The organism is Mesorhizobium sp. M0052, assembly GCF_040323255.1.
Taxonomy (GTDB): Bacteria; Pseudomonadota; Alphaproteobacteria; order Rhizobiales; family Rhizobiaceae; genus Mesorhizobium.
In genome coordinates this window covers 127,998-153,071 of the sequence record NZ_JAMYUS010000004.1, presented here as the reverse complement: position 1 = coordinate 153,071, position 25,074 = coordinate 127,998, and the positions used below count along the sequence as shown (strand labels likewise).

Sequence of the window (25,074 nt, the reverse complement as noted above, 5' to 3'; positions counted from 1 at the left end):
TCAGTCTCCGTCGAGCGAGGAGAAGCCGGCGGTCAGGCCGAACTCGGCGGTCAGCCTGGTTCCGATCAGGCCCGACAGGCTGGAGGTGATCAGCGCGAAATGCTCGAGTTTTCCGCGCTCCGCGGGATCGGCCAGCGTCTTGTCGATCGGACCCTGGATGGATTTGGCAGTGGCAACGCCATTGATGAGCTGGATATGGATGGATTCCGCCATCCATCTGCTATCCTCGGGCAGCGCGTCGCCGAGCTTCGAGGCCTGGAACAGCGCATCAATGCCGGAGAGGTTGCCGGCTAATGACAGGCCGGTGTTTTGCGACCGCCAGTAGATCGCCTGCCTTGGCTTGTCAGCCTCCGGCTTGGCGCCGAAAAAACCTTTGAGGCGCACGTCGCGGACCATTTCCAGCTCGTTGATGAAGACGCCGACCAGTTCGGTCACCGCTTCGGTGCCGTCGCGGTAAAGCGCATTGTCGGGTCCGGGATTAGCCCACGAGGCTGCAAAACCGTCCGGTTTTTTCCAGGCCGCGTCGACATCGGCCGCCATGGTCTCGATGTTCTTGGCGACTGCCGCGCCATAGGCGCAGCGATAGGGCTCGTCCTTGCCGACGAGCGTCTCGGCGCCGTCGCCGTAAAGCACGAACTCAAGCGCCCCTAATCCCTGCATCGCGACACTCTTGCCCGCCAGCTGCGCCGGATCGGTGGCGGTCGGATCCTTGCCGGCCAGCGCCGCCTGCACCTGCTTCAGGCCGATGCTCTTTCGGTCCGGCCAGTAGAGCATGCGCTCCAGCCGGTTGTTCTCCTTGATTGGCCCGAAGCCGATGATTTCAGCCGACGACCAAGCTGCGACCGTGGCCGAGAATCCGGCATGCGCGGCATCGAGGTTGCCCTGCGACGGCGCCTGGCAGAGCGCGTCCATGGCCTTCGCCAAGGTGCCGGCATGGCCATGCAGGCTGGCATAGGCGGGGCGGACAAAGCCGTCGATCGCTCTTTGGATCACGTCGGAGGCTTTCACCGAGGCCGATGCCGGGGACGCACCGAACAGAGCCAATGGGAGGAGGAGAACAGGCAAAACCCGCTTGAGCATCAGAATGACTCCAGGAATTTGATGAGAGCATCGCGGTCGGCCGTATTGGCGGCGGCAAAGCGATCGCGCGCCTTCTGCCCCTCGCCGCCATGCCACAGGATCGCTTCGGTAAGCGTGCGCGCACGCCCGTCATGCAGGAAGAAAGCGTTGCCGTTGACGGTCTTTGTCAGGCCGATGCCCCATAGCGGCGGGGTGCGCCATTCACTGCCCGTGGCATCGCCCACCGCCTGGCCGTCGGCAAGGCCAGGCCCCATGTCGTGCAGCAGAAAGTCGGAATAGGGCCAGATCAGTTGGAACGCCTGCGCCTTGTTCCCGCGCATGGTGACGAATTTCGGCGTATGGCAGGCAATGCAGCCCATCTCGTAGAACAGCTTCTTGCCGGCGAGCACGGCGGGTGCGCCGACATCGCGCCGCGCCGGCACCGCAAGGTTCTGTGAATAGAAGGTGACGAGGTCCATCACCGGTGGTGGCGCCTCGACCGGGCCGAGCCGCTTCTGCACGCCATTGGGCATGGCTAAGCAGGCCTCTTCGGCTGCGGTGCAATCGCCCCAGTGGCTGGGCTCTTCCGGCGTCGAAATGCCGATATCGCCGGCAAAGGCGTCCGCCGCCTGCTGGCGGATCGATGCGGTCTGCGCCTTCCAACCGAAGCGGCCAAGCGTCAGTTGCCCGCTGCTGAGGTCACGCACCATGTTGGGCTTGCCGGAAATGCCGTCGCGGTCGTCGGGATCGGCATGGGCAAGGATGTCGGCCGGCGCGATCTGTTCGATCAGGCCAAGGCCGATCATGGGCGGGGTCAGACGTGGCGACAGCGTGGTGCGCGGGTCAAGCGGGCCGTAGCCAAGCCCGTCGAGCGAATAGCTCGGCTTGCGCAGCGAAACGATGCTACCGTCGCCGAGCGTGACCTTTTCCTTGCGATAATCGACATACATGCGGCCTTCGCCCTTGAGGCCGGGCACCGCCAGTTCCTGCAACTGCGCGCCGTAGACCGGATCGGGGAAGTTCAGCACCTTGTGCACGGCAATCTCGGCTTTTTCCTCGGCCGTGCTCGCATCGCGCGCCAGCCGCAGGAACATCGACGTGGTGCGGCTGTCGGCGGCCGGCGGGCGGCCGCGGCCATCCTTCAAATGGCAATTCTGGCAGGCGCGCTCGTTGAACAGGGGTCCGAGACCGTCCGAGGCCTGGGTCGAGGATGGCGACGACACCCAGTTCTTGCGGAAAAGCGCATTGCCGAGCTTGAAATTGCCCTGTTCCTCGAAGGTAATGTTTTCAGAGGGTTGCGAGAAGGCGTCGCGGTCGACCTGCTTGCGCGACGTGCCGGCGCCGCCTTGCATCGTTTCGAAGGATTCGGGCTTGGAGAAATCCTGGGTTGGCCTGGTAACTGCAAGGACGCGGGCCTGGTCCTTCGGCGTCAGGTCGGTGCGGCTCGTGGCGAGGCCGACCGGTTCCGACGATCCGGCCAGGGCCGGGGCCAAAATTGCCGCCAGGGTTACAACCGAAAGCCCGCGAAAGGCCTGATATCGCGGGTTTTTGAGGAGCAGCGGGCCGGCGGCCCGCCGCAAGCGGCGCAGAATATCTATGGGGCGCCGCATTCCTGCATGGTCCTATTCCGCCTCGTCCGCCGATGCGGCGTTGAGCTGGCCGTATTTTTCCTCGCCGATCGAGGCAAGGAGGTCGAGCTGCGTCTCGAGGAAGTCGATGTGACCTTCCTCATCCGCCAGCAATTCCTCGAACAGCTTCATCGTCACGTAGTCGCCGGCTTCGTTGCAGATCTCGCGCGAACGCTTGTAGGCGGTGCGTGCGTCATATTCGCCGGCGAGATCGGATTCGAGCACTTCCTTGACGTTCTGGCCGATGCGCAACGGCGCCACGGACTGCAAATTGGGATGCCCTTCGAGGAAGATGATACGGGCCACCAGCCGGTCGGCATGGTGCATCTCCTCGATCGATTCGGCGCGTTCCTTCTTTGCCAGCTTGGCATATCCCCAATCTTCGAGCAGGCGGAAATGCACCCAGTATTGATTGACGGCGCCAAGCTCCAGGAACAGAGCCTCGTTAAGCCGCTCGATGATCTGCGGTTCGCCTTTCATGGATTCTGCTCCCATATTGGACGCGCAGGCCTCTGACGCGATCCAGGTGTGAAACGATGTCCACGCCGCTCGCCTCCGAACGGGTGTGGTAATTTTCGGTGACCCGAATGATCGTTTCGACCACATTTGGGAAGCAGCCGCAACAGCGACCGCGCTTTTGCATCGTGTGATAGACCTTCGCCGGCACGATCAGTTGCCAGGGGTCCTGATCCAGCAGATCGACGATCGTCTGCTCAATCTCCTTTTCGGTGATGATGTTGCAATGGCAGATCAGCATGGATTGGCTCTGGCTGACGGCGCCCCTCCGCGCCGTTTGGCTGGTAGTTGGTTGGGGTGCTACTTGAACACCTTGTCCGGTGCGTCGAGGCTGTCGGACCCCTCGAAGGCTATGTTGTTCAGCTTCAGCGCGCCGACGGCGCGTTCGATCGACTTGGTCTGGTCGACCAGCGCGTCGATTGCCGCCTGCACGGTAGCATTGCCTTCGGTGTTGCCCTCGGCGATCTGCTGGTCGTAGGCCTCGCCGGCCACTTCCCGCGCCTTGATCGCCTCCATCTTGCCGACCGAGACATCGAGCTTGTCGGACAGTTCCTTGTCGATCGCCGGATCGGCCGCCTTGACCATATCGTGCACCGACGGGCCTGAAACGACGGTGCCGTCGATGCGCGTGTAGCTGGCGAGATAGGCGGCGCGGATGCCGATGGCGTCATAGAGATGCGAGTTGTAGGTATTATCCGAGAAGCAGTCGTGCTCCTCTTCGGGATCGTGCAGCAGCAGGCCGAGTTTCATGCGCTCCCCGGCCAGTTCGCCGTAGGACAGCGAGCCCATGCCGTTGAAGATCACCGAGATAGCGGTGTTCGGCTGGCCATCGACGAGGTTCTTGCGGGCGGCGCCGTCTTCCTTCCAGTTGCCGACCATCTCCTGCAGGTCGGAGACCAGAAGATCGCTGGCCGACTTCAGATACTCGGCCCGGCGATCGCAATTGCCGCCGGTGCAGTTCTTGAGGTCGTAGTCGGTGTACGGACGCTCGCCGGCGCCCGGGCCGGTGCCGTGCAAATCCTGGCCCCAGAGCAGGAATTCGATGGCGTGATAACCGGTGGCGACATTGGCCTCGATGCCGCCGGCCTCCTGCAGCGTGCCGGCGAGGAACTCCGGCGAAAGCTTCGAGGCGTCGACCTTCTTGCCGTCGATCTCGATGTCCTTGTTGGCGATGACATTGGCGGTGTAGAGCGCGTTGGCGTCGGACTCGGTGCCGTAGCTCTTGGCGACGTAGTCGATCAGGCCTTCGTCGAGCGGCCAGGAGTTCACCTTGCCTTCCCAGTCGTCGACGATCTTGTTGCCGAAGCGGTAGACCTCGGTCTGCTGGTAGGGCACGCGCGACGCCTTCCAGGCATCGCGGGCGGCATTCAGCGTGTCCGCCGACGGGTTGGCAAGCAGCGCGTCGACAGCCTTGTCGAGCGCCTGCGCCGTGGTCAGCGAATCCTCGTACTTGGCCAGCGCGATGTCGGAATAGGTCTTGATGACCGCCTTGGCATCGATCTCCGCCGCCTTGGCCGGCAGGATGAAAACCGCCGCCGTCAACATAGCCGTGGCACCGATCGCAGCCAGTCTGCCGCCATATCGCGCTGTCATCATCAGTCTCCAGTTCAAAGGGGATTCGGTAAAAGGCGCGCGTGCCAAACGGTGCCGGGACATAGGCATGCCGTAGGACACCACAGATGCCGCGCCGCTCTGCGGCTCACGGGAGAAAGACACCAAATGCCTCCAATCGAACGGGTTCAAGGCCCAAACATCAAAGGGATGCGCTGACGCGCGAGCCTCCATAAAACGATGGCGAGGCCGGAAGTCAACTGGTGAACCCTAGAAAATTCAATTGAAACAACAGTTTAGAATTATTCTAAACTAGGACTGTCAACTTTAAATCGTATAGCCAGCAGCCAAGATGAGAGACGCCGCGATTGACAAGCGACCGTTCCGGGTGCGACCCGGACCGGGGCTCTTGCGACGGCGGCAGACAATCGCCATCTGGCGGAACGGCTCACAATCAAAGCATGATGTCGTCCGAAAACCGCTTCACACTTTCGGCATCATGCTCCAGATTTGAAACAGGAATTCGGTTTGCGATGAAGAACGGGGTCGTCATTCTCGGTGCGGGTCATGCGGGCGTGCAAGCGGCCGCCAGCCTGCGCGAGGAAGGCTATGACGGGCCTGTCGTACTGATCGGCGACGAAACCGATCTGCCCTATCACAAGCCACCGCTGTCGAAGACCTTCATCAAGGACGCCGATGCCAAGCCGCAACCCTTGCGCGGCGAGGCCTTTTACACCGGCAGCGCCATCGACTTCAGGCCGGGCGTCCGAATCGACAGCATCGATACGGCAGGCCGCAAGCTGGACATAGCAGGCGGCGGCGTGCTGCCGTTCGACCGGCTCATCCTGGCCACCGGTTCGCGGCCGCGGCTCCTGCCGCTGCCGGGCGCCGACCTCTCGGGCGTGCTGTCGCTGCGCTCGATCGCCGATGCGCGGCTGATCCGCCAGCTCAGCGCCCAAAGCGAAGACGTGGTCATCCTCGGCGGCGGCTTCATCGGGCTGGAGATCGCGGCTACGCTGAGGGCCGCCGGCCGCAACGTCACCCTGGTCGAGGCTGTCGACCGGCTGCTTGGCCGCGCCGTGGCGCCGGTGGTGGCGAGCCATGTCCGCCAACGGCTGGAGGCGATCGGCGTGCGTATCCTCACCGGCACCACCATTGCCAGGCTGGAAGGGGAAAACGGCCATGTCTGCGCTGCCATCACCTCCACCGACGAAAGGCTGCCCGCGCGCATGGTCATCGTCGGCATCGGCGCCGTGCCGAATGTCGAACTTGCTCAGGCTGCCGGACTGACTGTCGCCAATGGCATCCGCGTCGACCAACAGATGCGCACCTCAGTGCCTGATATTCTGGCCATCGGCGACGCCGCTTCCTACCGCCACTGGTCGACCGGCGGCGACGTGCGGCTGGAATCGGTGCAGAACGCCACCGATCAGGCGCGGCTTGCCGCACGCACGATCACCGGCCATACGGACGCCTATGCGGCGGTGCCGTGGTTCTGGTCTGACATCGGCGACATGAAACTGCAGATGGTCGGGCTGACCTCGGGCGGCGACAGCCATGTCGTGCTGGGCGACCTCGCTGAGAACAAGTTCTCGATCTACCACTATGCTGGAAGCCGGCTGCTCGGCATCGAATCCGTCAACAGGCCGGGCGACCATATGCTGGGCCGCAAGATGCTCGGGGCCGGGTTTTCGCCGATGGCGCAGACTGTTGCGGAAGGGCCTGATGGGCTGAAGGCGGCGCTGGCCGCGTTCCAGCAGGATGAGCCGGCACGGGCTGCGGGCTAGACGCACTTACCCTCCCCCTTGTGGGGAGGGTAAGTGCGAAGCAGCGGGGTTGGGGTCGGCGCGAGGCCCCCACCCGGACCTGCGGTCCGACCTCCCCACAAGGGCGAGGTAGGGGTTTGCGCTAGGCAGCGCAGACTTCGCGGATCGAGCTTTCCAGAATGTCGAGCGCCTCGTTCATGACATTGTCCTGGATGGTGATCGGAGCCAGGAAACGGATGACGTTGCCGTAGACGCCGCAGGTCAGCAGGATCAGCCCCTTGTCGAGCGCCTTCAGCCGGATCGCGTTGGCGATCTCGGCCGACGGCAGGCCCTTCTTGACGTCGTTGAACTCGACCGCGTTCATGAAGCCGAGACCCCTGATGTCGACAATCTCGGGCACATCGTCGCGGATCGACTGCAGCCGCTGTTTCAGCCGGGCGCCCAGCGTATTGGCGCGGTCGCACAGCTTTTCGTCCTCGATGACGTCAAGCACGGCGTGTGCTGCGGCGACACCGATCGGGCTGCCGCCATAGGTGCCGCCGAGCCCGCCAGGACCGGGCGCATCCATGATGTCGGCGCGGCCGGTGACCGCCGCCAGCGGGAAGCCGCCGGCCAGGCTTTTCGCCATGGTGGTAATGTCGGCCGCGACCTCATGATGATCCATGGCGAACATCTTGCCGGTGCGGGCAAAGCCGGTCTGCACCTCATCGGCGATCAGCAGCATGCCGTGCTGGTCGCAGAGCTTGCGCAGCGCCGTCAGGAATTCGCGCGGCGCGTCGTAGAAGCCGCCCTCGCCCTGGACCGGCTCGATGATGATGGCGGCAACGCGAGCCGGATCGACATCGGCCTTGAAAAGTCTGTCGAGCGCGGCAAGCGAATCGGCAACCGACACGCCATGCAGCGGCACCGGGAAGGGCGCGTGGTAGACGTCGCCCGGCATGGCGCCGAAGCCGACCTTGTAGGGCACGACCTTGCCGGTCAGCGCCATGCCCATGAAGGTGCGGCCGTGGAAGCCGCCGGCAAAGGCGATGACGGCTTGGCGGCCAGTGGCGTTGCGGGCGATCTTGATGGCGTTCTCGACGGCTTCAGCGCCCGTGGTGACGAAGATGGTCTTCTTCTCGAACTTGCCGGGCAGCATGCCGTTCAGCCGTTCGGCCAGCCGCACATAGCTCTCATAGGGCACGACCTGGTGGCAGGTATGGGTGAAGCGGTCGAGCTGTGCCTTGACCGCCTCGATCACCCTGGGATGGCGGTGGCCGGTGTTGACGACGGCGATGCCGGAGGAGAAATCGATGTATCGGCGGCCTTCTACATCCCAGATCTCCGAATTCTCGGCGCGGTCGGCATAGATCTGCGTCGTCATGCCGACGCCGCGCGAGATCGACTGGTTCTTGCGCTCGGAAATGGCTGCGTTCTTCATTTCGTCCCTCATCGGGCCGACGCCCGTTCTCGTTAGATGAATGCCAAGGCCTCTTCTGACCTTATTTCACGTTTTCCTCAAGTTGGCACCGCCGCCGGGCGATTGGGCCTGTCGTCGATGCGGGCCACTTCGACAGACCGGTCTTAACCAGCCGACCGATACACGTACGGCGCAGTCCGTGACAGCTCACCCGTCACCGGGAACGGCGAAGCGATCCCGCTCGCGGCAGTGGCGACTTCCGCTACGACCTCGAACAGCCGACGGTGTGGCGGCGCAACCGCATCCCGACGATCACCGTTCGCGCCTCGTTGGCGACGTGCTGCCGGCCACCGTCGTCAACGAATTGAAGCCGTCGGTCGACGCCTTCATCGCCAAACTGCCGCCCGGCTATTCCGTTGCAACCGCCGGCTCGGTCGAGGAAAGCGCCAAAAGCCAGGGACCGATCGCAGCGGTGGTGCCGCTGATGCTGTTCGTGATGGCGACCATCCTGATGATCCAGTTGCAAAGTTTTCAGCGCCTGTTCCTGGTGGTGCGGTGGCGCCGCTCGGCCTGATCGGCGTGGTCGCGGCCCTGGTGCCGAGCGGCGCACCGCTCGGCTTCGTCGCCATTCTGGGCGTCCTGGCGCTGATCGGCATCCTGATCCGCAACTCAGGTGATCCTGATCGTGCAGATCAAGGATCTGGTGGCCGAGGGCCAAGACCGCTGGGAAGCCGTATCGAAGCGACCGAGCACCGCATGCGGCCGATCGCGCTGACGGCCGCGGCCGCCAGCCTGGCGCTGATCCCGATCGCGCGCGAAGTGTTCTGGGGCCCGGTGGCCTACGCCATGATGGGCGGCATCATCGCCGGCACGGCGATCACGCTGCTATTCCTGCCGGCGCTTTATGTGACGTGGTTCAGGATCAAGGAGCCTAAGCAGGGGGACGAACCATCTGTTCCGGAGAACGGCGAACTGGCGCAAAGCTCGACTTAGCCCTGCTGCATCACTCGTTGTCGTTGGAGGGTACAGGGAGTGATTTAGCGCGCTGCCAGGGCGACAATTTTGAATCGCGCCAAGCATGCCAGCCTTTTGGCAAATCGGCCAATTCCAGGATGCTCTCATCCCGCTGAACCACATTCTGGAGGCTGACGAGCATTATCTCGGGTTCATCTCGATTTTTCTTGTCGCTGCTATGAAATTGCCAACTGCCACCCTCATCGTTGTGGTTATCGTCGTCATCAGCTTCGTGCACAACGTATGCGATCCAGTCACCACGTTTAAATATGCTTGTGTCCGACCACACCGCGACGTTGGGTGGGTCTTCGAACTTCCATTCCGCCATAGGAAACCCCAGATTCAAGCGGTCCGCACAAACCCCTCGCTCGCCCTCAACAGATTGCGCGTATAATCCTTCTCCACCCGATGCCCGATCAGCTGGCCCGCGGTGAGATTTTCCACCGCTTCGCCATTCTGCATCACCATCAGGCGCTCGCACATATGGGTGATGATGGCGAGGTCGTGGCTGACCATCAGGAAGGTCAGCTTGCGCCGCCGGCGAATTTCTTCGAGCAGGTTGAGCACTTCGGCCTGCACCGAAGCGTCGAGCGCCGATGTCGGTTCGTCGAGCAGCAGTATCGACGGTTCGAGGATGAGCGCCCGCGCGATCGCCACGCGCTGACGCTGACCTCCGGAGAGCTGGTGCGCGTAGCGGAAACGGAAACCGTTGCCTAATCCGACCTCGTCAAGGGCGCGCTGGATGCGTTGCTCGCCATCGGCAAAGCCGTGAATGGCGAGCGGTTCCTGCAGCAGGCGGTCGACGGTCTGGCGCGGGTGCAGCGAACCATACGGGTCCTGGAAGACCATCTGCACTTCGCGATAAAAAGCCTTGTCGCGGCGCGCTCCCAGCGTCTTGCCGTTGACCGTGATAGTGCCGGATTTGGCCGGCACCAGGCCGGCAATGGCTTTGAGCAGCGTCGACTTGCCGGAACCGCTCTCGCCGACCAGGCCGAAGGATTCGCCGGACTTCACCTCGAGGTTCGCCCCTTTCAGCGCGCGAAAACGGTCGAACACCACCTCCAGCCCTTCAATCGAAATGGCTGGCGTCATGCCGCCCACTCCGGCTTGCGGTCGAGCACCGGCAGCGGGTGGCGTTCGTAACCGATCCTGGGCATGCAGTTGAGCAGGCCGCGCGTGTAGGGATGCTGGGCGTCGCGCAGCTCCGACGCCTTGAGCTGCTCGACCACCTTGCCGGCATACATGACGATGACGCGGTCGCAGAAGGAGGCGACCAGCCGCAGATCGTGCGAGATGAAGATCAGACCCATGCCGCGCTCACTGACCAAGCGGTCGAGGATGCCGAGCACATCGAGCTGAACGGTGACGTCGAGCGCCGAGGTCGGCTCGTCGGCGATCATCAGTTCCGGTCCGGCGATCAGCATCATTGCGATCATGGCGCGCTGGCCCATCCCGCCGGACACCTCGTGCGGATGCAGGTCGAAGACACGCGAGGGATCGCGGATCTGCACAGCTTCCAGCATGGCCAGCGCCCGCTCGCGCGCTTCGGCCTTGGAGACCTTTTCATGCGTGCGCAGCGTCTCGACGATCTGGCGGCCGATGCTCATCACGGGGTCGAGCGAATATTTCGGATCCTGCAGGATCATGGCGATGCGTTTGCCGCGCAGCGCCCGGCGCTGACGGGCCGGTATGTCCAAAAGATCGATGCCGTCCAAGGCAAGCTTCTTGGCCGACACCAGAGCCTGCGGCGGCGTCAGCCCCATGATGGCGCGGCCGGTCTGCGACTTGCCGGAACCGCTTTCGCCGACAATGCCCAGCCGCTCTCGGCCGAGCGAAAAAGTGACGCCGCGCACCGCCTGGATGAGGCCGGTCCGAGTCGGGAAATCGACGCGCAGGTCGTCGACATCGAGAAGTGCGCCACTCATTGGTCACCGCTCATTGGTCGCCACTCCGGGGATCGAGCGCATCGCGCAGGCCGTCGCCAAGCAGGTTGAAGCCGAGGCTGACGATGAGGATGGCGAAGCCCGGCGCGCCGGCCACCCACCATTGGTCGAGCACGAAGCGGCGGCCGGACGCGATCATCGTGCCCCATTCCGGCAGCGGCGGCTGGGCGCCGAGGCCGAGGAAGCCGAGGCCGGCGGCGGTGAGGATGATGCCGGCCATGTCGAGCGTCACCCGGATGATGAGCGAAGAGATGCAGAGCGGCATGATGTGGCGCAGCACGATGCGGAACGGCGAGGCGCCCATCAATTGCACCGCCTTGATGTAATCGGAATTGCGCACGGTCATCGTTTCGGCGCGGGCAATTCGGGCGTAAGGCGGCCACGAGGTGATGGCGATGGCCATCACCGCGTTTTCGATGCCGGGGCCAAGGGCCGCGACAAAGGCCAGCGCCAGGATCAGCTTGGGGAAGGCGAGGAAGATGTCGGTAATGCGCATCAGAATGGCATCGGTCCAGCCGCCGGCATAGCCGGCGACGGTGCCGACCAAAAGGCCGATGGGGGCCGCTATGACGGCGACGAGAATGACGACATAGAGAGTCCAGCGTGAGCCGAAAAGAATGCGCGAATAGATATCGCGGCCGAGATCGTCGGTGCCGAACCAATGCGCCGCACTCGGCGCCAAAAGCCGGGCATTCTTGAGATCGCCGATGGTCGGCGAATAGGGCGCCAGCACATCGGCAAAGGCGGCGACCAGCAGCAGCGCGATGATGATGAGCAGGCCGAGAAACGCCAGCCGGTTGGCGGAAAAGCGCCGCCAAGCGACGTAGGCGCGGCCGAGCCGTGCCTGCATGCGCGAGGCCGGCCGATCGCTGAGCAGCCAATCGCGGCGCGTTTGGATTGCTTCGGCGCTCATCCTGTCTTCGTCCTCGGATCGAGCACCTTGTAGAGAACGTCGGACAGGAGATTGATGCCGATGAACACCGAACCGATGACGATGGTGCCGCCGAGCACGGCGTTCATGTCGGCGTTCTGCAGCGAATTGGTGATGTAGAGGCCGATGCCGGGCCAGGAGAACACCGTCTCGGTCAGCACCGAACCTTCGAGCAGCCCGGCATAGGACAGCGCGATCACCGTGACCATCGGCACCGCGGCGTTGCGCAGCGCATGGCCCCAGATGATTCGCGTTTCAGACAGGCCCTTGGCGCGCGCGGCGACGATGTATTCCTGCGACAGCTCGTTCAGCATGAAGGAGCGCGTCATTCGGCTGATGTAGGCGAGCGAGAAATAGCCCAGCAGCCCTGCCGGCAGGATGATGTGGCGGTAAGCGTCGTAGAAGACATCCCACTGGCCCTGCAGCGCGGCGTCGAGCAGGTAGAAGCCGGTGATCGGTGTGAATGTGTACTCGTAGACGATGTCGAGGCGGCCGGGAAAAGCTACCCATTGGAGCTTGGCGTAGAACAGGACAAGCCCCAAAAGCCCGATCCAGAAGATAGGCACGGAATAGCCGATCAGGCCGACAATGCGAACGATCTGGTCGATGAGACTGCCGCGTTTTACCGCTGCCAGCACGCCGAGCGGCACGCCGATCAACGAGCCTATCAGAGTGCCCAAAGTCGCCAGTTCGATCGTTGCCGGAAAGGCACGGCGGATGTCGGTCATCACAGGATTGGTGGTCAGCACAGAGGTGCCGAAATTACCGTTCAGCGCATGCTTGAGATAGATATAGAATTGCTCGATCAACGGCAGGTCGAGCCCCATCTCGCGGCGGGTGCGCTCGACGACATTGGCCGGTGCGCGGTCGCCGAGCACCGCCAGCACCGGATCGATCGGGATGACGCGGCCGATGAAAAAGGTCACCGCGAGCAGGCCGAGATAGGTGGTGACGGCGATGACCAGGAAGCGGCCGATCGCCAACAAGATAGCGACGGCGCGGGCGCTTCCCTGCCCCGCCGTCGCCTGGTTTTCAATCGCGCTCATCAGGGCGCATCCGCCGGCGCTATTCCTTGGAGACCGGGCCGACGAAGTTGGTGTCGAAGCTCGGACCGAGCGCAAAGCCTTTCAGGTTTTTGCGCAGGCCTGCCACTTCCAATTGCTGGTGGATGATGACGAAGGGGCTGGTGTCGAGGATCGTCTTTTCAAGGCTCTTGTACATATCGGCGCGCTTGCCGGCATCCTTCTCCAGCAAGGCTGCTTCGGTCTGCTTTGTCAGGTCCGGGATGTCCCAGGCATTGCGCCAGGCCAGCGTCTTGGTCTTGCCTTCATCCGAATTGTCCGGGTTTGAGGCAAAGGTCTGGGCGTTGGAGTTCGGATCGAAATAGTCCTGGCCCCACTGGCCGATATAGATGTCATGATTGCGGGCGCGGTATTTGGTCAGCGTCTGCTTGCCGTCGCCCGGGATAATTTCCAGCTTGATGCCGGCTTGGCCAAGCGTCTGCTGGATCGATTCCGCCATGCCCGTTGTCGGCTGTCCCGTGCGTACGTCCATGGTTACGCTGAAGCCGTCGGCCAGGCCGGCCTTGGTCAGCAGTTCCTTGGCCTTGGCGACGTCGAACTTGAACGGATTTTCGTCCAGTTCGCCCAGCACGCCCTTGGGCAGGAAGGTCTGGTGAATCTCGCCAATGCCCTTGAGGATGGTCGTGCTCAGCGCATCGTAGTCCACCAGATATTTGAACGCCTGGCGAACCTCGGACTTGGCGAGGTTCGGATTCTTCTGGTTGAGACTGATGTAATAGACCGTGCCCTTCGGCGCGCTGGTCGTGGTGAGATCGGCATTCTTGGCGATGGCGTCGAGATCGTTCGGCTCGAGGTTGCGGGCAACGTCGATGTCGCCTGCTTCGAGCGCCAGGCGCTGTGCCGAGCTTTCCTTCATGTTGCGGTAGATGACGCGGGCGAGCTTGGCCTTCTCGCCATTGTAATTGTCGTTGCGCTCCAGCACGACGACCTCATTGGCCCGCCATTCGCGCAGCTTGTAGGCGCCGGAGCCGGCATAACCGGTCTTCAGGAAGGCGTTGCCGAAATCGTTGTCCCATTTGTAGTCGGCACTCGGCGTCACCGCGGCGACATGTTCCTTGACCAGCTTTGCGTCGACGACCGAAGCGACCGTTGCCGACAGGCAGTTTAACACGAAGCTCGGCGCATAGGCCTTGTCGACGGTGAACTGGAAGGTGGTGTCGTCGACGGCCTTGGCCTTGTCGGCGACGTTGTCGCCGCTGATGCCGAACTGGTTGATGATGAATGCCGGCGGCTTGTCCAGCTTGATGGCGCGCTCGAAGGAATAGGCGACATCGCCGGCCGTCAGTGGATTGCCCGAAGCGAACTTTAGGCCGGGCTTGAGCTTGAACGTATAGACCAGGCCGTCGTCGGAAACGGTCCAGCTCTCGGCAAGGTCGCCCTTGACCTTGGAGGTGTCGCTGAGGTCGAGTCGGACCAGCAGATCATAGGTGTTGCCGGTGACCTCTGCGGTCGACAGTTCGAACGCCTCGCCCGGATCCATGGAGATGATGTCGTCGATGGCAAAACCTTCGACCAGCGTGTCGGCGGGGGTCACGGCAAAGGCCGGCGCGACGCCAATGAGCAGAGCGGACATGGCAGCACCTGCGAGCCAGACGCGCGAACGTAGAGCAAACTTTTCCATCATCATGATGATTGTTCCCTGTTTTGTTGATTGTTGACCCCGAGTTCCCGGCTCAGGGCTGCAGTAATCTTTTTCGCGGCCGGAGGACGACCGTTAGACCCCATACCGTGTTGATTTTTTTCCAGTTGGTCAACACCCTATCCGGCAGCCCTCCAACCGGCAACGGGCATTTTTGCGAGCCGGCATACTGGACCGGAATATGCTGTGCGCGTCTAAGCATGGGCGAGCCAATTGCAGCCGCCGATGGGGAAAAATCTGCTCTTTTCGGTGTTACTTGATGGCAGCAACCAGATCGGCGTCGGGGAAGCAGGTGGCGGGGCGGCCATTCTTTTCCTGCCAGCTGCCGATCGAGCGGCGGGTCTTGAAGCCGGGCAGGCCGTCGGCGCTGCCGACATCGTAGCCCTTGGCCTCCAGCGCCCGTTGCAGCGCGGCGATGTCGGAACGATGCAGGCCGCCAACCGCACCCCAGCTGCCGACGAAATCAGCATCGCCATGGGCGATGCGGTCAGCGCCATGGCCGATGAACAGGGCGTACAGGTCGCTGGTGTTGTACTGTTTCAGCACGTAGAAATTGGGCGTGGCGATGAAGGCGGGGCCGCTGCGTCCGGCCGGCATCAAAAGGAATCCTTCCGCTTTCAGTTCGCCGGCCGGAAAGGCTTTGCCGCCGACGCGGCTGATTCCCATCGCCGCCCAGGCTGAGATTTTCTTGCCCTGGTCGGGACCTTCGAGCGAGCAGGAAACGCTTTCCGGCACCGTCACCTCGAAACCCCAGCCACGCCCCTTCACCCAGCCATAGTGGACGAGATAGTTGGCGATCGAGGCCAGCACGTCCGGCGTCGAATTCCAGATGTCGGGGTGGCCGTCACCGTCGTAGTCGACGGCGTGCTTCAGGAACGAGGTCGGCATGAATTGCGGCTGGCCGAGCGCGCCGGCCCAGGACGATTTCATGGCGCCGACCGGCGCCAACCCATGCTCGACGATCTCGAGCGCCGCCAGCACTTCGGTGCGGAAGAAGTCTTTCTTGGTCGACATGAAGGCCTTGGTGCCGAGCACTTCGAAAGCGTCGTAGGGCATTTTCGCCGCGCCGAAGCCGGTCTCGCGGCCCCAGATCGCCAACAGTATCTCGCCCGGGACACTGTAGCGCTTTTCGATCGCAGCCAGCGTCTTGGCGTTGGCCGCCTCGCGCGTGCGCCCACCTGACGTGACGGCGCGCACCGTCTTTTCGGCGAAATAGGCGCCGGGCGAACCGAACTCCGCCTGATGCTGCTTCTGCGGCGTGTTGGGCTTTTCGCCGGGCGGAACGAGGTCGGGCAGTTTGAGGTTCGGCTTCACGCCGTCGAAAGCGGCGTCGAAGGTGGATTTGGAGATGCCTTTGTTCTGGGCTTCCGGCCAGAGATCGGTTTGCAGCCAGGCGCGGAACTGGTCGTCGATTTTGGCCGCGGAGGCTGGGGAGATGAGGAAGAGGGCGAGCAGGGCTGCAAGGAATGAAAATAGTAGCAGCCTTGGAAGCTTGCGTTCCTTCACACCCCCCTCTGCCCTGCCGGACATCTCCTCCTCAAGGGGGGAGATCAGCAGCTTCTCGGACGGCATCATTCTTTCAACGCTGGTGGTTGGCGAAAACCGAAGCGACAGCCAATCTCCCCTCTTGCGGGGGAGATGTCCGGCAGGACAGAGGGGGGCCCGAAGGAATGCTGTCATCTCCGGAGCATCCCCGCCATTTGCGTCAAAACGCCGTCCGCGATCGCAACGCGGCTGCCAGCGTACCCTCATCCAGATAATCAAGCTCGCCGCCAACCGGCACGCCATGGGCAAGTCGTGTCACCTTGACCTCGAAGCCCGACAACTGGTCGGTGAGATAATGCGCCGTCGTCTGGCCCTCGACCGTGGCGTTGACGGCGAGGATCACCTCCTTCACCTCACCGCCGGCAACGCGGTCGACCAGCGAGCGCACGTTGAGCTGTTCGGGACCGATGCCGTCGAGCGGCGACAGCGTGCCGCCGAGCACGTGGTAGCGCACATTCATGGCCGCCGCCCGCTCCAGCGCCCAGAGATCGGAGACATCCTCGACGACGATCAGCGTCGAGGCATCGCGGCGCGGATCGGTGCAGATCATGCAAGGGTCGGAGGTATCGACATTGCCGCAGGTCGTGCAGATGCGCACCTTGTCGGCGGCTTCAGCCATGGCGGCGGCGAGCGGTGACAAAAGCTGCTCCTTCTTCTTGATCAGGTGCAGTGCCGCACGCCTGGCCGAACGAGGCCCTAGCCCCGGCACCTTGGCCAGGAGCTGGATCAGGCGTTCGATCTCGGGACCGGCGATTCGCTTTGACATCGCACTGATCTAGGATTTTTCCGCGCGCTTTGAAACATGCGCATACGCACCGAGCCCGCCATGCTGCCATGGCGGGCTCGGAAAATGTTCTGGGCGTCAGTAGGCTGAGAGCGGCCGGGTTTGATCGACGATCATTGCGCCGATATCGTCGGTGTTCTCAGGCGTCGACTGGAAGCCCATCGACGCTTCCTGCGTCGCCGATGGCACCAAGGTGACGTAGCGGGCGTTCAGCGTGCCGCCGAAACGCGAGGCATCCGGCTCGGCCATCGGCTCCTGCATCGCCACCTCCGTCTGCTTGGCGGCGACGCGGGCGCTCTTGGCGGGCGCCGCGGAAGCCGTCACATAGGTCTGCTCGGCCGGGGCACGTGTCGCCTTGGCTGCGCGAACCGCCGCGGCCTGCTTGGCAGGATCTGGACGGACAATGGTCTTCACCACCGGCTCGGCGTAGGCAACCTGCACCGGCGCTTCAGGCACAGGAGCGCGCGGCTGCGCCGAGGCAACCATGGTCGTGGATTCATCCGGCAGCGGCTGCCAGTTGCGGCCGCGCTTCTCGTAGAAGGCGTTGCCGCCGGCAACCATGGTGTAATGCATGTTCTTGTAGGGGAACCTCAGGCCGGCGGTGTGGAAGTACATCGTGTTCTTCAGCTTGGCCTTGCGCTCGCCCTTGAGCACCGCATCGGCGGCCTCCTCGACATCGGGCATCGCTTTCGAATTCATCGCCCGCGTCATCACGCCGGGCGCGAACTGGCCCGGTTCGCCAACCACTTGGCAAATGGTGCTGCCATGATTGCCGGAGCGCAGCCGGTTCATCACCACCGTGCCGACAGCGATCATGCCGTCACGGCTCGAGCGGTTGGACTCGAAGAACATCGCCCGCTCCAGGCATTCCTTCTCCTTCGGCGTGTTGCGGTAGGCGCGCGTCGAAAGGAAGCTGGGCGTGATGGCGTCGGTCAGGCTGGCGACCGACAGGCCGTGCGAAGACGTGGTCTGGCTGCAACCGGCCAGGAACATAGGGGAGAAGATGATGCCGAGCAGAAGCGGCGTCTTCCATCGCGTCGCGATCAACAAAAATGCCTCATTGTCCAGATGCCAGCCCGCCCCGAGAGGAGGCAAGAATGAGACTCTTAAAGGCAAAAAGATGGCTAAAGGATTAGCTTTCGTGCAGCATAGGTAAAACTTTATAAATGCCCGGATATGTCCGCGTGAGCAAAGCCGGAGAAAGTCTTAACAACAGCCTCCGCAGCCGATTTCCCTTCATAATCAATTAACTGGTTGGAGCCGGCTCAGAACGGCAATTTCATTCCGGGCGGGATCGGCAAGCCTGCCGTCAGCGCCTTGGTCTTCTCCTGCATAATCTGCTCGACCTTATTTTTGGCGTCATTGTGAGCGGCCAGCAGCAGGTCTTCGAGAATCTCGACCTCGTCCTCCTTGAACAGCGACGGATCGATCTTCAGCGACTTCATTTCGAACTTGCCGGTCAGCGTGACATTGACCAGCCCGCCGCCCGCCTGCCCGCTTGCTTCAATCGTCGCGATCTCGTCCTGCATGGCCTGGAACTTGGCCTGCATTTCCTTCGCCTTGCCCATCAGGCTGAGAAGATCTTTCATGGTCGGGTCCTTTGCGGATTCGTGGCTATGGTCAGGTTTCGTCGTCGTCGGACGGCGGCTCGACCGGCGCTTCGGCCTTGTCGGTGTCGACTTCCGGTGCGTCGGGAATGCGCACGTCGATGATCTTGGCGCCGGGAAAGCGCGCGAGGATGGCGGCCACCGCCGGATCGCTTTTCGCGTCGGAGAAAGCGGTCTCGCGCCTGGTCGATTCCATCTCGGCTAACGTCTGGCCGCCCTCTTCCTTTGACAATGACACCAGCCAGTTGCGGCCGGTCCAGGCCCGCAGCTTCGTCGTCAAGTCGTTGAGCAGCATCTTGGGCGCATCGGCGGTCAGGCCGACGTCGATACGACCGGGCTCGATGCGCACCAGGCGAATACAGCTCTTGACCAGCACCTTGAAGGCGATGTCACGCTGCGCGTCGGCAAGAGCGACAATATCGGCCAGCGATTTCAGCGGCGGCGATTGCGGCTCGACGACCGGCTGCGGAGGCGCGACAAAGGCGACCGGGGGCGCGTCGACCAATCGCATGGTTTGCGCACCGGCTGGCCCGGACGGCATCCGGGTCTGCGCTACCGCGCTGGCGCCGCCGCCATTGCCGTAATTTACCGGCGCACCATTCGGGCGTGAAACACCACCGGACGCCGGAGCGCCGCTCTCTAGAGATTTCAGCGCCTCGTCCAGCGTCGGCAGGTCGGCGGCATGCGCCAGCCGGATCAGCACCATCTCGCCGGCGCTGACCGGTCGGTTGGATGACTGCACCTCGGGAATGCCTTTCAAGAGCATCTGCCAGGTTCGCGACAGAACCTTGACCGACAGCGTGCTGGCGAAGTCGGCGCCGCGGCGGCGCTCATCCTCGGACAGGGAAGCGTCGTCGGCAGCCGTCGGCACGAAGCGCAGCCGGGTGACGAGGTGGTTGAATTCGGCCAGATCGGTCAGCACGGCAGTCGGATCGGCGCCGGTGTCGTACTGGTTGCGGAATTCGGCAAGGGCGGCCGCCACATCGCCCTTCATGACATGTTCGAACAGGTCGACGATGCGGGCGCGGTCGGCGAGACCCAGCATGGCGCGCACCGCTTCGGCGCTGACGGCGCCGCCGCCATGGGCGATCGCCTGGTCGAGGATGGAGAGCGAATCGCGGGCCGAGCCTTCGGCGGCGCGCGCGATCATCGCCAGCGCGTCGTCGTCGACCGATATGCCTTCCTTGCCGGCAATCGAGGAGAGGTGCGCGACCAGTGCGCCGGCATCGATGCGTCTCAGGTCGAAACGCTGGCAGCGCGACAGCACGGTGATCGGCACTTTGCGGATTTCGGTGGTGGCAAAGATGAATTTGACGTGCGGCGGCGGCTCTTCCAGCGTCTTCAACAGGCCGTTGAAGGCCTGGGTGGAGAGCATGTGCACTTCGTCGATGATGTAGACTTTGTAGCGCGCCGACACCGGGGCATAGCGCACGCGCTCGATAATGTCCCTGATGTCGTCGATGCCGGTATGCGACGCGGCGTCCATCTCGATGACGTCGACATGGCGGCCTTCCATGATCGCCTGGCAGTGCTCGCCCAGGAGGGCGAGGTCGACCGAGGGATGGTCGACCGTCGGCGTCTTGTAGTTGAGCGCCCGCGCCAGGATGCGCGCCGTCGTGGTCTTACCGACGCCGCGCACGCCGGTCAGCATCCAGGCCTGGGCGATGCGGCCTGTGGAGAAAGCGTTGGTCAAAGTGCGGACCATCGGCTCCTGGCCGATCAGTTCCGAGAAATTCGACGGACGATATTTTCGCGCCAGCACGCGATAGGCGACGGCCTTTTGCTTCTCCAGGTTTTCGGGGTCCGAATTTCCGGCTTCGCTCATTCGCCCGTAAAGCTCCAAAAGGCCGCGTCTCAGCGTAGCCGATTCTTGCTAGATCGTTTCACCGTTTTCTGAAACGGCAAACCGCTCTACCCTTTGCTTTAACGCAATTCCGGACGGGAAACCGCTCACACTTTCCCTGGAATTGCTCCAATAGTCTCGCCCGCGCTGCAATGCGTCGTCAATGTCGCGAGAGGGGCCGATGAGGTGGGAGGCTGGAACAATGACCCGTTCCGGGCTCGTTAGGGCTGCTTCCTTCCGGACCTGACCCGGTTGGCGAGTGGATCGTCCACCACCAACCTCCCGCGTTCCATATCGGCAATTCAGCGATCAAATGCAAGGGTGCATTGAGAATCGGATGCCCTTGAACTCCGCCGCTCAATGAATCGCTTGCAGCCCCCGTGCAGCCGCTCTAGCGTCATGAGTTTGGGAATAATGCGAGAAGCGCAAGGGAAACGCCAATGCTACCGGGCCTCAAGGCCGGATTCACGCTCGACTCCAGGCTGGAGGCGGATAGCGAGCAGCTGATGTGGCTCGGCCTGTGCGAGCTCAGGGTGATGAACGATAGCCGCTGGCCATGGCTTATCCTGGTGCCGCAGCGGCCGGGGGCCGAAGAAATCCACGACATGACGCCGCTCGACCAGGCGATGTTGACCTTCGAGACCAACATGGTGGCGCAGGCGCTGAAAAGAACCACGGGCTGCACCAAGATCAACACCGGCGCGCTCGGCAACATCGTTCGGCAATTGCATGTCCATGTCATCGCCCGCTCGGAAGGCGATCCGGGCTGGCCGGGGCCGGTGTGGGGGCACGGCATGCGCGAGCCCTATGAGCGTTCAGGCATCCGCCAGTTTGCGCAACAGATCAAGGCGGCGCTATAAGCCGCCTGTGTCCATTCCTAGACGTTCGAGCTTCCATGACCTTTCGCCTTTTTGACGCGCCCTTGCGCGAACCGAGCCAGTTCGTCGGCTTCGCCGGAAACACGATTGATCGGCAATCCGAGAACCGCGCCGACGATTCCGTCGAAAAGGCGTTGGCCGATCCCTCGGCACGTTTTTTGCCGATGCATGGCGGACGGCTGTATCTGAAATTGCACGATGGCAGCTTCGACCCTTGGTTCGATCTGGCTGAGGGCCAGAAGCTGCAGCCATCACTCGCACAAGGCGTGCTGCTTGGCTTTGCCGAGAGCGGCCCGGTACTTGCCGTGCCGGTCGGCCTCGATCCCGAACAGCTACCGGAGACCATGAAGGCGATCGATTATCGCTCGGTCTATATGCAGGGGCTGATCGACGAGGCGGCAGCGGGCGCGCTGGCGCAAGGCGCCGCCCTGCTTGCCTGGCATGCCACCCATCGCTTCTGCAGCAAATGCGGCCATGAATCGCAAATGCGGGCCGGCGGCTACAAGCGCCATTGCCCAAATTGCGGCACCGAGCACTTTCCACGCACCGATCCGGTGGCGATTATGCTGACGGCGACGCGGGAAAAATGCCTGCTCGGCCGCGGCCGGCATTTCGGGCCCGGCATGTACTCGGCGCTTGCCGGCTTCATCGAGCCGGGCGAGACGATCGAGGCGGCGGTGCGCCGCGAAACGCTGGAGGAAGCCGGCATCCGGCTCGGCCGCGTCGTCTACCATGCCAGCCAACCCTGGCCGTTCCCCTATTCGCTGATGATCGGCTGTTTCGGCGAACCGCTCAATGACGACATCCAGGCCGATCTCAACGAGTTGGAAGATTGCCGCTGGTTTTTTCGCGACGAGGTGCGTTCCATGCTGGAGAGGACGCACAAGGACAATCTGGTCACGCCGCCGAAAGGCGCGATCGCGCATCATCTGATCCGCGCCTGGGTCGACAGCGAATAAGACTTGTTATTTTACGCAATTCCGGACGGAAAACCGCTTCACACTTTTCCTGGAATTGCTTAACGGGAGCAAAAAATGATCCGTCACACCGTGGTTTTCACCCTGAAGCACCCGCAGTACTCGCTGGAGGAAAAGCGGTTCCTCTCCGATGCCAAGCGCATTCTCAGCGCAATCAAGGGCGTCACCCATTTCGAGCCGCTGCGGCAAGTCAGCCCGAAGAACGACTACCACTTCGGCTTCTCGATGGAGTTCGTCGATCAGGCCGCCTACACCAGATATAACGAGCATCCCGACCACGTTGCCTTCGTGCGCGACCGCTGGATCCCGGAAGTCGAAACCTTCATGGAAATCGACTATGTGCCGCTGACCCTTCTGGTTTAGGGGAACCTTAGTCCGCGACCTTCCACTGCTCGCGCGACTCGCTGGCGGGATAGACACCCAGAATGCGCACTTCGCGCGAGAAGAAGCGCAGTTCGTCCAGCGCCAGCTTGACCAGTGGATCGTCGGGATGGCCCTCGATATCGGCGTAGAACAGCGTCGCGGTGAAGGCGCCCAGTTGATAGCTCTCCAGCTTCGTCATGTTGACGCCGTTGGTGGCGAAACCGCCCATTGCCTTGTAGAGCGCAGCCGGCACGTTGCGGACACGGAACATGAAGGTCGTCATCATCTTGGTGTCGGCCGAGGGCCGTTCGGCCAACCGCTTGTCCTTGGTCAGGACGACGAAGCGGGTGACATTCGAGTCCGTGTCCTCGACATTCTTCTCGATGATGTCGAGGCCATAGAGTTCTGCGGCGAGCGCAGGCGCCAGCGAGGCCATGCTGCGGTCCTTGAGCTCGGAGACCAGCTTCGCCGAACCCGCCGTGTCGCCGGCAATCACCGGCTTCCAACCATTCTTGCGGATGTATTTGCGGCACTGTCCCAGCGCATGGATATGGCTGTGCACGGTCTTGATCTCTTCGCGTTTAACGCCGGGCAGCACCATCAGCTGGAAATGGATCGGCAGGAAATATTCGCCGACGATGTGGAGTTTCGATTCCGGCAACAGATGATGGATGTCGGCGACGCGGCCGGCGATGGTGTTTTCGATCGGGATCATGGCGAGGTCGGCCTTGTTGGTCTCGACCGCGTTGAAGGCGTCCTCGAAGGTCGGGCACGGCAACGGCTCCATCGAGGGGAACATGTTGCGGCTGGCGGTGTCGGAATTGGCGCCCGGTTCGCCCTGGAAGGCTATTCTGTTGGTCTTGTCAGGCATGCCGATATCTCAGGTTTGAAAGGATCTGCGGTGTCAGGAAAGAATTTATCTTCTCAGCAAAGAATTTGTCTGGCGCGTTCGAGGTCTTCCGGCGTGTCGACGCCGAGCGGCAGCGATTGCACGATCTCGGCATCGATGCGCATACCGGCCTCCAGCGCCCGCAACTGCTCCAGCCGCTCGCGCCGCTCCAGCGGCGACGGCTTCAAAGCGACGAAGCGTTCGAGGGCTGAGCGCCGATAGGCGTAGAGGCCGACATGGTGATAGAGCGGCCCCTCGCCCCAGGGCGCGGTGGCGCGGGTGAAATAGAGCGCCTTCAGCCGCGTCGCCGACAACGGCGAACCGACGATCTTGACGACGTTGGGGTTGGCCTTTTCCTCGTCGCGGACGATCTCGACGCCGAGCGTGGCGATGTCGACCGCAGCGTCCTCGAACGGTTTCAGCGCCGCACCGATGATCTTGGGATCGATGGTCGGCAGGTCGCCCTGCACATTGACGATGGTTTCGACCTTGCGATCGGGGTCGAGCGCGGTCAGCGCCTCGAAGATACGGTCGGAGCCGGATTCGTGGTCGGTGCGCGTCATCACCGCCTCGAAACCGTGCGCGCGCACCGCTTCGGCCACGTTGCGCGTGTCGGTTGCCACCACCACCCGGCCAAGCCCAGCCTCAGCGGCGCGGCGGGCGACATGGACGATCATCGGCGCGCCGGCTATGTCGGCCAGCGGCTTGCCCGGCAGGCGCGTCGAGGCCATGCGGGCCGGGATCAGGATGAGCGTGGACATCGAGGTTGCAAGGCGTTCGAAAGAGGATGGGGAAAGTGGCAAAAGGTCTCACTGGAAGCGCCCTTATAGGTGTTGCAACGCCCAAGCAAAAGACCTAGTTTCCGCCCGATTTGACCGGCTCGACGGGGTGGGTCACGATACCGACGGACGGAGTGGACGGAGAGGTCCGCCGGAAAAGGGAGCCCTGGGGCGTATGGATTCCAACGAAGTCAACAAACTGCTCGCCGGGTTGCTTGGAACCTGTTTCGTCGTCTTCTCGGTCGGTTTGGTGTCCGACGCCCTGTTTGCCTCGCCGGCGCCGGAAAAGCCCGGCTTCGCCATCGAGGCGACGGAGCCTGCCGAAGGCGGCGCCGCCGGACCCGCGGCAGAGGCCAAGCCGATCGCCGACCTTTTGGCCACCGCCAATGTCGAGCAAGGTGCGGCCGTCTTTAAGAAATGCCAGGCCTGCCATTCCGGCGAAAAAGGCGGCCCCAACAAGGTCGGCCCGGATCTCTGGGACATCGTCGACCGCCCCGTCGCCGAGCATGAGGGCTTTGCCTATTCGGCCGGCATGAAAGAGTTTTCCAAGGGCGGCGCGGAGAAGTGGACCTATGACAACCTCAACCACTTCATCACCTCGCCGAAGAAATTCGTGAAGGGCACTGCGATGGGCTTTGCCGGCCTGCCGAAGGACGAGGACCGCGCCAACGTCATCGCCTATCTGCGAACGCTGTCGGACAGCCCAAAGCCGCTGCCGACGCCAGGTGCCGCCGCTGATGCAACCGCGCCGGGCAAGCCGGCCGAGGGTGCTGCTCCGGCCAAGCCGGCTGAAGGGGCAGCTCCAGCCCCTGCGACGCCGGCACCGGCGCCCGCCAAATAACCGAATTGTCATCTCCATGATCTCAAAAAAGCCGGGTTCA

At 62.9% G+C, this 25,074-nt stretch carries 26 protein-coding genes and 1 other RNA gene; 7 read left to right on the top strand and 20 right to left on the bottom strand.

Features of this window, described 5'->3' with window-relative positions:
• From NKJ77_RS06565 to NKJ77_RS06545, 5 genes are read right to left on the bottom strand one after another with little or no spacing between them, the layout of a single operon-like run.
• A complete protein-coding gene (locus NKJ77_RS06565) occupies window positions 1-1,080 on the bottom strand; it encodes an imelysin family protein (protein ID WP_023692589.1) in 1,080 nt (359 codons plus the stop codon).
• Window positions 1,080-2,669, bottom strand: coding sequence for a di-heme oxidoreductase family protein (locus NKJ77_RS06560; RefSeq protein WP_023692590.1), 1,590 nt, complete (start codon window positions 2,667-2,669; stop codon window positions 1,080-1,082). The genes NKJ77_RS06565 and NKJ77_RS06560 overlap by 1 nt, the downstream gene beginning before the upstream one ends.
• 12 nt (window positions 2,670-2,681) lie before the next feature.
• Window positions 2,682-3,167 carry a bacterioferritin gene (gene bfr / locus NKJ77_RS06555; RefSeq protein ID WP_023669537.1) on the bottom strand — a complete coding sequence of 162 codons (486 nt, stop codon included), beginning with the start codon at window positions 3,165-3,167 and terminating at the stop codon, window positions 2,682-2,684.
• A complete protein-coding gene (locus NKJ77_RS06550) occupies window positions 3,133-3,444 on the bottom strand; it encodes a (2Fe-2S)-binding protein (RefSeq protein ID WP_023669536.1) in 312 nt (103 codons plus the stop codon). The genes bfr and NKJ77_RS06550 overlap by 35 nt, the downstream gene beginning before the upstream one ends.
• 59 nt (window positions 3,445-3,503) lie before the next feature.
• Window positions 3,504-4,796 carry an imelysin family protein gene (locus NKJ77_RS06545; protein WP_352534693.1) on the bottom strand — a complete coding sequence of 431 codons (1,293 nt, stop codon included), beginning with the start codon at window positions 4,794-4,796 and terminating at the stop codon, window positions 3,504-3,506.
• Window positions 4,797-5,287: 491 nt separating this feature from the next.
• On the opposite strand from NKJ77_RS06545, the gene NKJ77_RS06540 reads away from it, so the two are divergent.
• Window positions 5,288-6,541 (top strand): NAD(P)/FAD-dependent oxidoreductase, encoded by a 1,254-nt coding sequence (locus tag NKJ77_RS06540; protein WP_286461320.1) that lies wholly within the window; start codon window positions 5,288-5,290, stop codon window positions 6,539-6,541.
• A gap of 121 nt (window positions 6,542-6,662) precedes the next feature.
• Here the strand turns inward: NKJ77_RS06540 and NKJ77_RS06535 are convergent, their stop codons facing one another.
• Window positions 6,663-7,940 (bottom strand): 4-aminobutyrate--2-oxoglutarate transaminase, encoded by a 1,278-nt coding sequence (locus tag NKJ77_RS06535; protein ID WP_023692593.1) that lies wholly within the window; start codon window positions 7,938-7,940, stop codon window positions 6,663-6,665.
• A gap of 265 nt (window positions 7,941-8,205) precedes the next feature.
• Here NKJ77_RS06535 and NKJ77_RS06530 point away from each other — a divergent pair, with 265 nt between their 5' ends.
• Both NKJ77_RS06530 and NKJ77_RS06525 read left to right on the top strand, forming a co-directional pair.
• Entirely contained in the window at window positions 8,206-8,493 is a 288-nt protein-coding gene (locus NKJ77_RS06530; RefSeq protein WP_352534612.1) for a hypothetical protein, read from the top strand.
• The gene (locus tag NKJ77_RS06525; RefSeq protein ID WP_023831930.1) at window positions 8,475-8,912 is read left to right on the top strand and encodes an efflux RND transporter permease subunit; all 438 of its coding nucleotides are present in this window, start codon (window positions 8,475-8,477) and stop codon (window positions 8,910-8,912) included. The genes NKJ77_RS06530 and NKJ77_RS06525 overlap by 19 nt, the downstream gene beginning before the upstream one ends.
• Window positions 8,913-8,922: 10 nt before the next feature.
• Here the strand turns inward: NKJ77_RS06525 and NKJ77_RS06520 are convergent, their stop codons facing one another.
• The 12 genes from NKJ77_RS06520 to ffs form a co-directional block, all read right to left on the bottom strand.
• Complete coding sequence (locus NKJ77_RS06520; protein ID WP_023831929.1) at window positions 8,923-9,261, bottom strand: DUF2185 domain-containing protein; 339 nt, start codon at window positions 9,259-9,261, stop codon at window positions 8,923-8,925.
• Between the two features lie 14 nt (window positions 9,262-9,275).
• Window positions 9,276-10,025, bottom strand: coding sequence for an ABC transporter ATP-binding protein (locus NKJ77_RS06515; RefSeq protein ID WP_023688757.1), 750 nt, complete (start codon window positions 10,023-10,025; stop codon window positions 9,276-9,278).
• Window positions 10,022-10,858 carry an ABC transporter ATP-binding protein gene (locus tag NKJ77_RS06510; RefSeq protein WP_023831928.1) on the bottom strand — a complete coding sequence of 279 codons (837 nt, stop codon included), beginning with the start codon at window positions 10,856-10,858 and terminating at the stop codon, window positions 10,022-10,024. Before NKJ77_RS06510 ends, NKJ77_RS06515 begins: the two co-directional genes overlap by 4 nt.
• A 10-nt stretch (window positions 10,859-10,868) precedes the next feature.
• The gene (gene nikC, locus NKJ77_RS06505) at window positions 10,869-11,789 is read right to left on the bottom strand and encodes a nickel transporter permease (RefSeq protein ID WP_023831927.1); all 921 of its coding nucleotides are present in this window, start codon (window positions 11,787-11,789) and stop codon (window positions 10,869-10,871) included.
• Window positions 11,786-12,853 (bottom strand): ABC transporter permease, encoded by a 1,068-nt coding sequence (locus NKJ77_RS06500; protein ID WP_352534609.1) that lies wholly within the window; start codon window positions 12,851-12,853, stop codon window positions 11,786-11,788. Before NKJ77_RS06500 ends, nikC begins: the two co-directional genes overlap by 4 nt.
• Window positions 12,854-12,872: 19 nt before the next feature.
• Window positions 12,873-14,516, bottom strand: a complete 1,644-nt coding sequence (locus NKJ77_RS06495) for an ABC transporter substrate-binding protein (protein WP_352534607.1) — start codon at window positions 14,514-14,516, stop codon at window positions 12,873-12,875.
• A gap of 264 nt (window positions 14,517-14,780) precedes the next feature.
• Entirely contained in the window at window positions 14,781-16,058 is a 1,278-nt protein-coding gene (locus NKJ77_RS06490; RefSeq protein ID WP_352534691.1) for a lytic murein transglycosylase, read from the bottom strand.
• 175 nt (window positions 16,059-16,233) lie between these two features.
• Window positions 16,234-16,839, bottom strand: coding sequence for a recombination mediator RecR (gene recR, locus NKJ77_RS06485; RefSeq protein ID WP_023688760.1), 606 nt, complete (start codon window positions 16,837-16,839; stop codon window positions 16,234-16,236).
• Window positions 16,840-16,935: 96 nt separating this feature from the next.
• A complete protein-coding gene (locus tag NKJ77_RS06480) occupies window positions 16,936-17,904 on the bottom strand; it encodes a cell wall hydrolase (protein WP_023703499.1) in 969 nt (322 codons plus the stop codon).
• A gap of 218 nt (window positions 17,905-18,122) precedes the next feature.
• The gene (locus tag NKJ77_RS06475; RefSeq protein WP_023682030.1) at window positions 18,123-18,446 is read right to left on the bottom strand and encodes a YbaB/EbfC family nucleoid-associated protein; all 324 of its coding nucleotides are present in this window, start codon (window positions 18,444-18,446) and stop codon (window positions 18,123-18,125) included.
• 31 nt (window positions 18,447-18,477) lie between these two features.
• Window positions 18,478-20,289: a DNA polymerase III subunit gamma/tau gene (locus NKJ77_RS06470; RefSeq protein WP_352534605.1), complete on the bottom strand. Its 1,812-nt coding sequence runs from the start codon at window positions 20,287-20,289 to the stop codon at window positions 18,478-18,480.
• Between the two features lie 204 nt (window positions 20,290-20,493).
• Window positions 20,494-20,590: signal recognition particle sRNA small type (ffs, locus tag NKJ77_RS06465), an RNA gene on the bottom strand.
• Between the two features lie 157 nt (window positions 20,591-20,747).
• Here ffs and NKJ77_RS06460 point away from each other — a divergent pair.
• The 3 genes from NKJ77_RS06460 to NKJ77_RS06450 all read left to right on the top strand — a co-directional run bounded on the left by NKJ77_RS06460 (window position 20,748) and on the right by NKJ77_RS06450 (window position 22,525).
• Window positions 20,748-21,167 carry an HIT domain-containing protein gene (locus NKJ77_RS06460; RefSeq protein ID WP_023823776.1) on the top strand — a complete coding sequence of 140 codons (420 nt, stop codon included), beginning with the start codon at window positions 20,748-20,750 and terminating at the stop codon, window positions 21,165-21,167.
• A gap of 35 nt (window positions 21,168-21,202) precedes the next feature.
• Window positions 21,203-22,144: an NAD(+) diphosphatase gene (gene nudC / locus NKJ77_RS06455; RefSeq protein WP_352534603.1), complete on the top strand. Its 942-nt coding sequence runs from the start codon at window positions 21,203-21,205 to the stop codon at window positions 22,142-22,144.
• Between the two features lie 75 nt (window positions 22,145-22,219).
• Complete coding sequence (locus tag NKJ77_RS06450; RefSeq protein WP_023669515.1) at window positions 22,220-22,525, top strand: Dabb family protein; 306 nt, start codon at window positions 22,220-22,222, stop codon at window positions 22,523-22,525.
• Window positions 22,526-22,532: 7 nt separating this feature from the next.
• Here the strand turns inward: NKJ77_RS06450 and NKJ77_RS06445 are convergent, their stop codons facing one another.
• On the bottom strand, window positions 22,533-23,396 hold the full coding sequence (locus NKJ77_RS06445; RefSeq protein WP_023696750.1) for a prephenate dehydratase: 864 nt from the start codon (window positions 23,394-23,396) through the stop codon (window positions 22,533-22,535).
• A 53-nt stretch (window positions 23,397-23,449) separates the two neighbouring features.
• Window positions 23,450-24,175, bottom strand: a complete 726-nt coding sequence (locus NKJ77_RS06440; RefSeq protein ID WP_023688766.1) for a 3-deoxy-manno-octulosonate cytidylyltransferase — start codon at window positions 24,173-24,175, stop codon at window positions 23,450-23,452.
• 193 nt (window positions 24,176-24,368) lie between these two features.
• Between NKJ77_RS06440 and NKJ77_RS06435 the strand changes: the two genes are divergently transcribed.
• Window positions 24,369-25,034, top strand: coding sequence for a c-type cytochrome (locus NKJ77_RS06435; protein WP_023688767.1), 666 nt, complete (start codon window positions 24,369-24,371; stop codon window positions 25,032-25,034).
• The last annotated feature ends 40 nt before the right edge of the window (window positions 25,035-25,074 follow it).